Source organism: Planctomicrobium stercoris, assembly GCF_051465655.1.
Classification (GTDB): Bacteria; Planctomycetota; Planctomycetia; order Planctomycetales; family Planctomycetaceae; genus Planctomicrobium.
The window spans coordinates 4164718-4176679 of record NZ_CP195791.1 but is presented as its reverse complement, the minus strand read 5'-3'; the positions used below and the strand labels follow the sequence as shown (position 1 = coordinate 4176679).

At 56.6% G+C, this 11962-nt stretch carries 11 protein-coding genes; 6 read left to right on the top strand and 5 right to left on the bottom strand.

Annotation, left to right across the window (positions count from 1 at the left end; all coding sequences use genetic code 11):
• Positions 1–112: 112 nt before the first annotated feature.
• Complete coding sequence (locus tag SH661x_RS16770) at positions 113–601, bottom strand: division/cell wall cluster transcriptional repressor MraZ (protein ID WP_437223781.1); 489 nt, start codon at positions 599–601, stop codon at positions 113–115.
• Between the two features lie 579 nt (positions 602–1180).
• On the opposite strand from SH661x_RS16770, the gene SH661x_RS16765 reads away from it, so the two are divergent.
• The 4 genes from SH661x_RS16765 (at position 1181) to SH661x_RS16750 (ending at position 4622) form a co-directional block, all read left to right on the top strand.
• Entirely contained in the window at positions 1181–1924 is a 744-nt protein-coding gene (locus SH661x_RS16765; protein WP_437223778.1) for a FadR/GntR family transcriptional regulator, read from the top strand.
• 72 nt (positions 1925–1996) lie between these two features.
• A complete protein-coding gene (locus tag SH661x_RS16760) occupies positions 1997–3034 on the top strand; it encodes a DUF1559 family PulG-like putative transporter (protein ID WP_437223776.1) in 1038 nt (345 codons plus the stop codon).
• Positions 3035–3383: 349 nt separating this feature from the next.
• Complete coding sequence (locus SH661x_RS16755) at positions 3384–3800, top strand: hypothetical protein (RefSeq protein ID WP_437223773.1); 417 nt, start codon at positions 3384–3386, stop codon at positions 3798–3800.
• A 117-nt stretch (positions 3801–3917) separates the two neighbouring features.
• On the top strand, positions 3918–4622 hold the full coding sequence (locus SH661x_RS16750; protein ID WP_437223772.1) for an SGNH/GDSL hydrolase family protein: 705 nt from the start codon (positions 3918–3920) through the stop codon (positions 4620–4622).
• A gap of 88 nt (positions 4623–4710) precedes the next feature.
• On the opposite strand, the gene SH661x_RS16745 is transcribed toward SH661x_RS16750, so the two are convergent.
• The gene (locus SH661x_RS16745) at positions 4711–5517 is read right to left on the bottom strand and encodes a hypothetical protein (protein ID WP_437223770.1); all 807 of its coding nucleotides are present in this window, start codon (positions 5515–5517) and stop codon (positions 4711–4713) included.
• Positions 5518–6122: 605 nt separating this feature from the next.
• Here SH661x_RS16745 and SH661x_RS16740 point away from each other — a divergent pair.
• Entirely contained in the window at positions 6123–8774 is a 2652-nt protein-coding gene (locus SH661x_RS16740) for an O-antigen ligase family protein (RefSeq protein WP_437223768.1), read from the top strand.
• Between the two features lie 37 nt (positions 8775–8811).
• Here the strand turns inward: SH661x_RS16740 and SH661x_RS16735 are convergent, their stop codons facing one another.
• The 3 genes from SH661x_RS16735 to SH661x_RS16725 form a co-directional block, all read right to left on the bottom strand.
• Positions 8812–9768 (bottom strand): bestrophin family protein, encoded by a 957-nt coding sequence (locus tag SH661x_RS16735; RefSeq protein ID WP_437223766.1) that lies wholly within the window; start codon positions 9766–9768, stop codon positions 8812–8814.
• 155 nt (positions 9769–9923) lie between these two features.
• Positions 9924–10709, bottom strand: coding sequence for an SDR family oxidoreductase (locus SH661x_RS16730; protein ID WP_437223763.1), 786 nt, complete (start codon positions 10707–10709; stop codon positions 9924–9926).
• 236 nt (positions 10710–10945) lie between these two features.
• Positions 10946–11296: a hypothetical protein gene (locus tag SH661x_RS16725; protein WP_437223761.1), complete on the bottom strand. Its 351-nt coding sequence runs from the start codon at positions 11294–11296 to the stop codon at positions 10946–10948.
• Positions 11297–11456: 160 nt separating this feature from the next.
• Here SH661x_RS16725 and SH661x_RS16720 point away from each other — a divergent pair, with 160 nt between their 5' ends.
• On the top strand, positions 11457–11960 hold the full coding sequence (locus SH661x_RS16720) for a DUF420 domain-containing protein (protein WP_437223758.1): 504 nt from the start codon (positions 11457–11459) through the stop codon (positions 11958–11960).
• The last annotated feature ends 2 nt before the right edge of the window (positions 11961–11962 follow it).

Sequence of the window (11962 nt, the reverse complement as noted above, 5' to 3'; positions counted from 1 at the left end):
AGACTTTCCCTGTGTTCGCCGGGCATGCAAATGCATCCGGACAAGTGGGAATGGTTAGGGGGTAGGGGTTAGGGGTTCAAACTAATTCCTAATTCCTGCCCACTATCCACTATCAATTCGACAGCTGCTTAAAGAGTTCTCCGAACTCGGGCATGTCGTTCTTCAGCTGGTCCATCCAGGCCTGAGGCTGCCAGATCTCGATGCAGATGACTGCACCGACGACGATGACGTCCCCCCCTTTATCGACCCCCAGAAATTCCCGGAATCCCTCGGGAATCAATAATCGCGAACGGTTGGCGAGGCTGACATCGACTGAACGGGTTGAAAGAAGCCGGCCGAGCCGTTGGACGTCGGTCCATCTCTGTTCCATACGTCCGGCACGGATCTTTTCGCGAATCAGCGACACTCCGTCGTTCATCCGCTGACGCCAGTCACCTGCTTTCCACAGGCTGAGGCATCCGTAGCGTTCCTTCGCCAGGATGGTCTCACCAGCATCGTCAGTCACCCCGGTAGCAAAATCGGTGGGGAGAGTGAGTCGAAATCGGTCATCCAGCGCCCGTCGAAATTCTCCAGTCAGGAATGATTGAGGAGCATCGGGCATGGGACTGGAATCGCCGAGATGGGTTGTGAGCGACTATGATTGTATTGGGTTCAATTCCCACTTGCAAATGTTTTCAAAGAGCAGTTGTGGGCGTTGTTCCCACGGATCGAGATATTACCCGGCCCGGAAGCAGGGTCAATCCGATTGAACGAATTTTGCCGGATTTCCGGGAACTTTTTGATTCGGTATTTCAAACTCGCTCAAGTTTGCTGTCGCCGCCAACTTCCAAGTCGCGAACGATGACTGTGAATTCATCAGTTCATACGTAAATCGTCGAGGTCGGAACCGCGAAGCTGGCATCACGGACCGCTGGGGCGGGTCTCTGATAGGTGGGTTTTGAGCCCAGGGCGATAGCGGAGGCCAGTGAATCGCCCTCACGAGCGGGTGTGGGAGGTGGCGACTTTGACAGTCCTCTTCTTCGAAGTCTGGGTCGGAGCTCCTCTCGTGGTCGTGGGAGGTCTGATTGGATAAGCGAAATTCTATTGAATCGTTGACGGCAAAAGTTTGTTTGATAAACTGTTTATTGAATGAATCGATGAACAGGTCTCGCCGCACCTCACACTTTCGCCAGGTTCCGCTATGCTCAAGTCGATTGGCCGAACCAAGCTGCGGGATGTTGTCGCCAAGCAACTCAAGCAGTACATCCTGAACGCGAATCTCAAGCCGGGCGACCGCCTGCCGAATGAAGCAGAGCTGGCCTCCATCTTTGGCGTGAACCGAATCAGCCTGCGGGAGGCGACGAAGTCGCTGGAGTACTTCGGGATCATCGAAGCCAAGCCCGGCCGCGGGCTGACGGTCGGAAGTATTAACGTCGAAAATATTGCGGATTGCCTGGGGTTTCATCCGGCCCTTCAGTCGGCTCCGCCGCTCCAGCTGGTGAACACCCGACTGTTTCTGGAAAACGGGACATTCCCTTATGTGGTGAAAGCCATGCGGGAAGATCCCGGAATCTATGACCGACTCAATGAAATCAACGGCCGGCTGTCGGATGCGAAAGAGATTCAGGAATTCATTTCGATCGACCTGGAATTCCACCGGGAGCTGACACGCGCCAGCGGTCTCTCGCCATTGGTCCCTTTCGCGGACATCCTCGCTGTCTTCTTTCAGCGATTCCGGGAGTCCGTCGCTCGGTCGGAATGGGCCAACGGAGTTGCACAGCATCAGGCGATCATTGATTCGCTGAGAGTTGGAGATATTCCCGCTGCCGTGGAGGTCATGCATCTCCACATTGAAGGTCACCTGCACCGCATGAAGACTGCACCACTCCCGGGCGAAGCAGAGGCAGGGTCTCTCACGGGGGAGTCCGAGGGCGAGTCGCGTTAAGAGGCAGGTCGAGTTAAATCTTTTCCGTTCAAGTTTGTGTATTTCCGTTCACATTGTTCTGAGGTCCGTCCCATGCTCCATTTCAATGAGGATTTCAAGGGTGCTTCCGCATCCGGAAGAAGGAAGCAGTCAGGGTTTACGCTGATCGAGTTGCTGGTTGTGATTGCGATCATTGCGGTCCTGATCGCGCTTCTGCTGCCGGCGGTTCAGCAGGCTCGGGAAGCAGCCAGAAGATCCCAGTGCAAGAACAATCTCAAGCAGATCGGTCTGGCAGTCCACAATTACCACGACTCTCATAACATCTTCCCACCCGGCACGATCAGCCAGATCAACGGGGCCAGCATGCTCTGGCAGGATCCCCAGTGGCCCTACCTGCACGACTTCCTGCTGCCAAACCTGGATCAGTCGGCCCGCTATAATGCTCTGGCGGAAAACTGGTCGCGACCAGCACCGCATCAAGCGGGCGCTGATGCCGCCTGGCCCCAGAGCGTGCGGTCCGCAATTCCGACGCTGCTTTGTCCATCTGATGGAATGGGTGGGTCGACAAAAACGGGAGGGAACCCATTTCCTCTTCCAGTGACCAACTATCTCGGAATGTTCTCCGGACGAAATCTGTCTGAGCATCTGGCCGTCGATCAGGTGCAGAACCCGGCGTACATGGGGCGAAGAGCCGCGTTTTCGTTCAATCGGTCTGCCAGGCTGCGCGATTTCACAGACGGGACTTCAAATACCGCCATCCTGACCGAAGTGCTCACCGGTCTGCCGACCGACTTCCGCGGTTATTACCACACGCAGCATCCGGTCACGACTTTTGTCTATGCATCATCGACACCCAATAGCTCTGTTCCGGACTTGTTTGTGGACGGCGCAGTCTACAGCTTCCCTGAGGGGTGTACGACTGCAAATAATCAGCCGTCGCTGAACCTCCCCTGCCAGGGGACGGCAAGTCACTGGAGTGATGGTTATGCCACTGCCCGCAGTCGGCACACGGGCGGCGTGCATGCTGTCCTTGCGGATGGATCCGTCCGCTTCATCAGCAACAGCATCAATCTGGGCACCTGGGAAAACGTGGCCTGGATCTCCGATGGCAATGTTGTTGGGGAATACTGAGAGACCAGGAACAGAAGTGGTGTGCAAAGGTTGGACGCACACCAACAAGTTCTTGTTCCTGCTCTGAATGCCAGGCCTGCGAGCACGCTCATCCGGCAAACGGTTCCGGGTGAGCGATTGTTCGGAAGGCATCTGTGCCTCATGTTCCATCGTGGTATGAACATTTCTTGTCGTTGGAGTCACTCGTCGTGTCGCGATTCAGAGCGGATCGCACGAAAGCGTTGGGCATTCCGGCGGCGATAAACACAGTTTGAGAGAGAGAAATCCCCTTCAATCGCTGCCACACTCTCCTGAGTCAGGGGTGAAGGAGATCGACATGGGGTGTCCTCAAGTCGGTTGGAGAAACATTATGAATTCAGTAACGGCGCGGCATGCGTTGCTTATCGTTCTTGTCGCCTTCGCCTGCTCCGGCTGTTCCAGTCGGGAAGCTGCCGGAGTGAGCGGCGAAGTCCGGTTCGAAGGAGAGCCGGTCGAAAAAGGGCTCATCATCTTCTATCCGGAGAATGGGCAGGTTGCTGGTGCAGAAATCGTCAATGGGAAGTATTCCATTGTCGGGGATCCCGGAGCTGCGCTGGGAGTCAACCGGGTCGAGATTACAGCGAAGCGCAAAACGGGAAAGAAGTTGGTTCTACCTCCGTCGATGCCGAAGGACTTGCAGGTCGATGAAGAAGTTCAGTTCATTCCAGAGAAGTACAACAAAAACAGTTCGCTGCAGGTCAAACTGGAACGCGGTCGGAATGTTCATAATTTCCCGCTGACGAAATAAATCGCAGACGGCCGCCTGTCTATTGCCACCTTTATTTGTAAAGAACGATACGCCCCGATGATGATTTCCGCTCGAAGTGCTCGTGGTCTCGCTTGTTTGTTCAGCCTGTGTGTCGCGATGTCAACAGTTCCCGCAGTTCAGGCGAATGAGCCTGAGCGGGCTGAAAAATCTCCGTCTGCGTTGAAGCTGGGCGAGTTGCCAGTAGGCCGGATTCTGTATCTTGGCAACAGCATTACCCGGCATCCCCCTGCGGTGAAGGACGGACATGCTGGCGACTGGGGAATGGCGGCCAGTGCTCCCGAGAAAGACTACGTCCATCTGCTCACCGCGAAGATCGGTGATGCAGCGCACGGAAAACCAGAGTCTCTGGCGAAGAACATTGCTGACTTCGAACGCGGGTTTCAGACGTACGACATTGAAAAGGAGCTGAAGGAGGAGCTGGCGTTTCAACCTGACCTGGTGATTGTCGCCATCGGGGAGAATGTTCCCGTTCTCAGCACGGATGAATTGAAATCCGAGTACGCTGCCGGGTTCAGTCGCCTGCTGGCAACGTTGAAGCAGCACGGCAATCCGACGATCGTCGTCCGCAGCATGTTCTGGGCGGACCCTGTCCGTGACGACATCATGCGGAAGGCGAGCGAGGAGGCCGGGGTACTGTTCGTTCAGCTGCAGAACCTGGGGGCCGATCCTCAGAATCAAGCGAATTCCGAGCGTGAGGTCAGTCATCCAGGGGTCGGAGGTCATCCGGGTGACAAAGGGATGCAGGCGATCGCCGATGCGCTCTGGCAGGGGATCTCGAAAGCCAGTGCCGCTGCGAAGTAAGGGGAGCCTCTGGCTGAGCGGCCGTCGCCGAGCGAGAGACGTGTTGTGAGTTTCAACGGACAGCAAAGCAACAGATGTCGCTTCCCCGTCACTCCCCATCTTGAGAGTCGGGGGAGCTGTTCGACTCCGAAAGGCGATGGAAGACGACCTCGAACGACTCCGACGACAGGCCAGCCATCCCCCGGTAGGGGTTGTCCATCGCTGCGATCAGAAAGACGACCAGACCGGTCAGCAGCGAGAGGACCGCAGATACCGTCAAGTGCAGGCTGAGGCGGTCGATGGCGAACAGCCACGTCAGAACCACTCCCAGTATGGCACCAACGACGACGACGACCCAGAATTCCGTCGGCAGGCCGATCGTTGCAAACTGCAATCGTTCGAATCGGAGTTCGACGAACTGATTGAACAGGTCAATCGTCGCTGCGTGCAGAATCTCTTCCCGGGGGCCATTCGGCTGGAAGTTCAGCAGGCTCGTCTGAATCGCTGAAACCCGCTTGGCTCCTCCCTTGTGAGCCATTCCCACGCGTTGGGCCGGCCATTCATCTTCAATCACGAATCGGCAATATTCTCTTAGCTCCCGTTGCAGTTCGGTACGGACTGCATCGGGGTAGCTAGCGAACGACCGATTGATCGCGTTGAGTGCAGCAGCCTCGTGCTCCGAGGCGTTACGGGCATCCGCACAGTTTTCGTAGGCTGCCACGGCGATCAGCGCGAGCATCACTCCGTAGAGAACTCCATGGCAGGAGACCACGTAGCTGATCACCTGATTCCAGTCCTCCTGACCTTGAATCCATCGCCTGACACGCGAACGAGTCAGCAGGATCCCCAGCCAGGTAAAGCCGATAAACGCGATTGAAAACAGCCCGGCGAGTGCCCAGGTCGGAATATCATCCATGAATTGCGGCATGTTCGAAGGTCGAGCTGAAGGTGTGGGGGGGAAATCCTGGTCGAAGAGGGTTACCTCTGCAGGACTTCAAGGAGGGGCGCAGGCGGACGCGATTGCTCATCAAAAAGAGACCGCCGCTACGGGTCAGCATCGTTGCGGACTCCGGGCATGCGGGCGTCGGTCATCGAAATCATTTCTCGCGAACAGAACCGGCACGGACTCTATCACCCAGGTCGGTACATCGATAGACCGAATTCCCGAGACGTCCTGAACATGCGACGCCGATAAATTCGTCTTTCCGAATTCGGCCAAACCGGGTAAAGATTCGCACCCAATCATTTCGGGCATTCGGTGAAGAGTCAGCGGATGCCCCGATCCGAGTTCCGAATCCCCCATCGAGATGAACTGAACTGCCAGCGTTGTTGGAATATCGCGGGCCAGTTCAGGGCGGCTTTGTGAAAGATCAACCACGAACCGCCTGCATTTGAGAGACCAACTGGTCCAGGAGTCTTCCCATTTCCTCAGCCCGTACCAGTCAGATTCCCATGTCTGGCGCGTTCCGGAATTCGACGGATTCGTCTCCTCCCGAGGCCGTCACTGGCTGGCGTGGGTGGATGTCGCAGCCATTTCTCCTGAAAATGGTGGACGTCGGACTGGTGGGAACCCTGGTGATCGCCCCGTTTCTGATGGGGGGCCGGCAGGCCATCGGGCAGCTACTCCTGTGCTGTCTTTCCGCCTTCACGGGGGTGGCCTGGTCGATTTATCAATGGAGCCGGGGGGACACCCGCTGGCGATTTACCGGCGTTGAGCCGATCATGCTCCTCGGTTTGGGGCTGATCGTTTTACAGTGTTGTCAGCTTTCTCCTGCCCTGATTGATGCCGTTTCTCCCGAGGTGCGGAAGCTGCTTCCTGAATGGGAAGGGAATGAGCACCTGCTGCACGGCGTCTGGCAGCGGATCAGCTTCACTCCGAGCGATACCTGGAGCAACTTCGTCGTCATCGTTGCTTGCCTGCTCTTTTTCTTCGTCGCAGTGCAGCGACTGACGACTGCTGAAGATCTGTGCTGTTTCATCCGCATCGTTGCGATCGGCGGCGGAGCGATGGCGGCATTTGGTCTGATTCAGTACATCTGGGGAAACGGAAAGTTCTTCTGGGTCTACGCCCATCCCATGACAGACACGAAGCTGGCTGCCAAGGGAGCCTTCACGAATGCCAATCATTTTGCGAACTTCCTGGCGATGGCCCTTCCGGCCCAGCTCCTGATGATTGTCCTGCGACTGAACGACGCGAATCGTCTGGCAGAAACGACCATCGAGCGGAAAACCTGGGCGAATCTCTTTTCGAGAGTGGACTATCATATCGTCAGCTGGTTTTCGGTGATCTGCATCACCTCTGCCGGAATTCTGGCATCTGGCTCGAAGGCGGGGATTCTCTCAGCGACAGTCGGCGTGCTGTTGGCGCTCACGATCTTCTGGTTCAAGTCACTGCTGACCGCGCGTCGGGCCATGGTTGGTGTGGGTGTTCTGTTGTGCTGGCTCGTGGCCATTCCTCTGTTCAGTGCCGGGGTGAGTCAGACTCCAGAAATTCGCGGTCAAGGTGCAGAGTGGAAAGCCCTCACTGCAAATCGCGGCCGTAAACTGATCTGGAAAGCAAACATTGACGGCATCCGCGAGTTTCCTCTGGCAGGGACCGGACTGGGAAGCCATCACGAAGTGTACTGGCTGTGGTTCAATTCGCCTCAGGATGGAGTCGAATACAGTCACGCGGAAAACGGGTACCTGCAGATTACCATGGAGACCGGCTTAACCGGTCTAGGTCTGGTCATTCTCCTGTGGCTGACGTCATTGCTGTGGTGTGCACAGGGACTCTGGAATGCAGGTACGATTCGATCCAAAGGAGTGATGGGAGTCGTGACGGCAGGTCTGCTGATCAGCCTGCTGCAATCGGTGACCGACTTTGTCTGGTACGTCCCGGCATGCATGAACATCGTGCTGCTCTATGCCATCTGCGCATGGCGGGTGAGTCTGATGCGGTTCTTCGAACCCAGCTCAAACTATGTGAAATGTCGGACTTCGTCATTTCAGTTGTCGCGACTGTCCTGGGTTTGTGCCGTCCCGGCCATTACTGGTCTGGGCTACTGGATGGTGCAGGAGAAGCTTCCGGAACTGGCGGCTGAACCGATCTGGGACGAGTATCTGCGATTGACACTCTCGCAGCCGGCACAGCCCGACCCGCAGCTGAGTTCCATTCCTTCAGAACAGCAGACCAAGCGGATTGAACTGGCACTGGCAGCTGCCCGGGCCAACCCGCGTGCTCAGCGGTTGCAGCTGCATGCAGGTCTGGCCTGCCTGAATCAATTCGCCATCAATCAGTCCAAGCAGCAGCATCATATGCCGCTGTCCCAGATTCGTGATGCCGCCCGCTCACTGTTCACATCGACCGAAGAGATGGACAAGTGGCTGGACCGACCGGGAGTGCTCGGAACGGAGCGACGCCTGCTGGAAGATGCCATTGAACATTTCCGGGCTTCGTTGAAGTCCTGCCCGTTGCAGCCGCGTCCCTATCTGGAACTGGCGGAACTGGTCTGGCTGGAAGGGGTGAATGGTCATGCAGAACGTGACCTTGTGCAACAGGCAGTGACGGCGCGTCCCTGCGATGCGCGAGCCCAGTTCGCTCTGGGGCGGCTGTTGTGGCTCGATGGAGATCAAAAGGGCGCTGCCGACCACTGGCAGTACGCATTCCGTCAGGATGCCGGATATCGGGGACATCTGATTTCCGCACTGGCTGCGTACGTCCCTGCCCGTTTCTTCCTCGACTATTTCGAGCCGGATCACGAGTCGTTGAAACAGCTTCGCAAAGCCTATGAGATCTCCGACGACCGCGTCGGACACCAGCTCGTTCTCGAGACTCTCGCGCGATCCAGCATCAAGGTGGCGTCGAGTCTGCGGGGAGCCCGGGCGGAAGCCGAATGGCTGCTGGCTCACGAATGCTTTGCCGAGTTAGGTGACAAGAAGGGGGCCTACGATTCTGCCAAGAAGGCGGTCGCCGCAAATCCGCAGTCGTTCGCGGCCCATCAGCTCTTTGGACTCTGGCTGTACCGAAACGGCTATTTTGCGGAGTCGGTCGATGAGTTGTCCTGGTGTGTGCAGCAGAAGCCACAGGAAACCTGGCTGAATGTGATTGCTCTGGAGGCGAAGCGAAAGGTCGACGCCGGCCAGTCCGGAACGCAGGTTGCCGAAGAGCCGGGTGGGTCGATCATCCGCTGAGGTTGCAAAGTCTCCCGATCGTTGCGGGCGGGGCGCTTCAATACAGAATTCCCCGCTGCGGTTTGATCGGAGGGGGAATCTCGCTCTCTCCCAGAGTTTCGCGTGCGTTTCGTTCAATCGTGCGACACAGGCTCGACATCGGAGTATCGTCCACGCGGTTTTCAAACGGGTCCTCGGTTCTGGATCCAATCAGGTCCAGCGAAAGGAACACGAAGCTGACCATGACAGAGAGTGGAATTGTGAGCCAGCCGGTCTGCTCAATCAGGGCGAACGGAAGCAACGTTCCAAGGACGTGAACGATCAGTCTCTGGAAATAGCTATACGGACGCGGCAGTGGCGTCTTCTTAATACGTTCTGCTTTCCCTTGAATATGATTAAATTCAACGAGCGTCTGGTCCAGATGAATAAATGCATATTCGCTAATCCATTCCTGATTCCGGGCCAATCGCAGGTCTTGTCCCTGACGTTGTAATAATCGTTCAGGCGGGTTGTCGGCAGCGGTGAGCGATTGGAACTCTTCGTCGCTGAGCAGCGTCCTGCATTCGGAATAATCGTTCTTTGCAGAGGGCTCCCCGTCGGTCAGTTCCTGAGGGTAAGACTCGGTGGTCCGTAAGTAGATTCTCAGCGAGTGGACAAACGCCAGATTCCTGTAAATCATCCGCCGTTGAAAGTCTTTCAGCTCCTGTTCTTCCTGTGGAGAAGACTGCATCAGTGTCAGCACCTGACGCGACCAGGCGCGGCTGTAATTGACCGCCAGCCCCCAGATCTTACGGGCTTCCCACCAGCGCCCATAGGCTTCGTTGTTCTTGAATCCCAGGAAGATGGCGAGTGCCGTTGCAAGAATCGTTACCGGTTCGCGGGGAATGTTTAACGAGTAGTGCAGTACGGTTTCTCTGAAGAGATAAACCAGCACGGAGACCAGCAGGAAATAAGTTAAGCTCGGCCAGGAATAATAGAGAGTCCAGGTCCAGGGGATGTCGCGTCGAACGTACATGTGAGTCAGAGGTCAGAGGTCAGGGGTCAGAGGTCAGAGGTCAGGAAACTGGGGCGTGGTCTTTTGTGTTCGTTGTTTTAATTCTGGACGTGAATGGTTGAATGTGTTGTGGCGGTTGAGATTCGAATCTGGTGAACTCAAATGCTCTTCTCAGTTCAACCTTGAATCAGCGACTGAGCACCATCGATCCAGATTTCGGTTCCGGTGATATGTTGAGCCTGATTGGAGCAGAGAAACCGCACCAGTTCCGCGACTTCCATCGCGGTTCCGGGTTTGCCATGTGTCAGCGGGATGGCCCCTTCCTTGAACTCCACACGCTCTTCAAAATGTTCGAGATCACGTTTCTCTGTGCTCCCTTCGATTTCGGTCTCGATGGCTCCCGGGCAGATGACATTCACCCGGATCCGGTGTTCCGCCAGTTCGCAGGCAAGCATCTTGGCCATCGCGACCTGAGCCGCTTTTGTACATGCATAGGCCGTCGCTCCGGAGTTGCTGAACATGCGGGTTCCGTTTACCGAAGACGTGATGACGACCGCCCCGCCGTGACGTTTCAAATGAGGGATCGAATAATGCAGCGTCAGGAAGGTGCCTGTGAGATTCGTGCTGATGGTTTTGTCCCATTCCGCCGGCGTGATTTCGTCCACCGGAGCCCAAACACCATTGATTCCCGCATTCGCAAACACGAAGTCCAGACGACCCCAACGATCAATGATGCGGGCGACCACTTTCTTCATCTCCTCGGCCGAACTGACGTCTGCCTCGATTGACATCGATTCCGTACGGTTGCCGATGTCGCTCACCACATCGTCCATCGCCTGCTGATCGCGGGCGCAGATCGCCACATTCGAACCCGCTTCCGCAAACGCGATGGCAGCTGCCCGTCCGATCCCGGCACTCCCGCCGGTGATGAGAATGACTTTCCCCTGCAGTCCAAAATCCATTTCCTGACTCCGATCACGCAACTCCTGAAGTCGATCGCAGCAAGGTGGGGGCGCACTTGCCAGCAATCGAAGAACTATTTCGATTCTGGCGAGGAAATGCCGGGCGCATAGTGGCGAATTTCCACTTTCAGTCCGCCGGCACAGGCAGGACCGAGAAGCACGCGAACGTCGAGCCTGCACAGGTCAGCAGTCAGGGGAAGTGCAGGAACGAAGGAGAGAGGGCTTTCGCGTGGAAACTACGCAGCAGCTTCGTCCGCTGCGCGATCGTCTTCCTGTATGGGTTCGGCCGCCCGTCCGAGGACACGGTTGAAAACTGTGCGGCCTTCTGAAGAGACACGGTACATCAAGCCGGTCTGGCCAATTTCAAACTGAAACTTGAGCCAGCCCAGCGCGATCAGCTGACCGTGGATGGAAGAAAGTTCATCGGGTTCAATGTCGTTCATGGAGACGATCCGATCCGACCAGCGAGGCCCGGCCGCTGCAGGCTCTGTTCGCTGCTGCGGCTCGGCCGTCAACTCCAGGTACGCCTGGAGAACCCGCTGCCAGCTCGGGTTGTTTTCGAGCAATTGTCGGTCGAGATCGTCCATGCTGGATGTATCGGGACGAGATGCGCGACGGCTGAACGCTCGTGTGGACAGAACGGGGATCGGGGAGCGTTCGGGGCGGCATTTCCGTCGCAATTCTCACAATCCGAAATTGCAACCAGACCGAGGATGCGGGTTTCGGCCAGATTCCTATAATCCGCTGATGTTCGCAAAAGGATTTCTCGGCTACGACGCCTCGTTCATGCTCGATTTCGTGGTCACCGCGCTGGTGGCCATCGTCCCTCTACAGCTGTACAGCTTGTACGTGATCAAAGTTCAGCGCAACTTCAGTCTCCACAAGAGAATGCAGTTGTTTCTCGGACTGACGTTGCTACTCGCCGTCGCTGCGTTTGAAGTGGACACGCAAGTCGTGCACGGAGGCTGGCGGAGCATCGTCAATAAGAATCCCGATGCCCCGCGGCTGGCTGGCGACGCGTATCGCCATGTCGAGCAGGTTCTGAAAATTCACCTGATTTTCGCGATCAGCACCCCGTTTCTCTGGGCGATCACATTGATTCTGGCGTGGCGAAGATTTCCGAATCCTCCCAGGCCCGGCCAGCACAGCGGGACTCACAAGCTCCTCGGATGGCTGTCCGTGGTCGATATTGTTGCGACGTCCGTCACCGGTCTGTGGTTCTACTACGCAGCCTTCGTCGTCACCGCGTGATC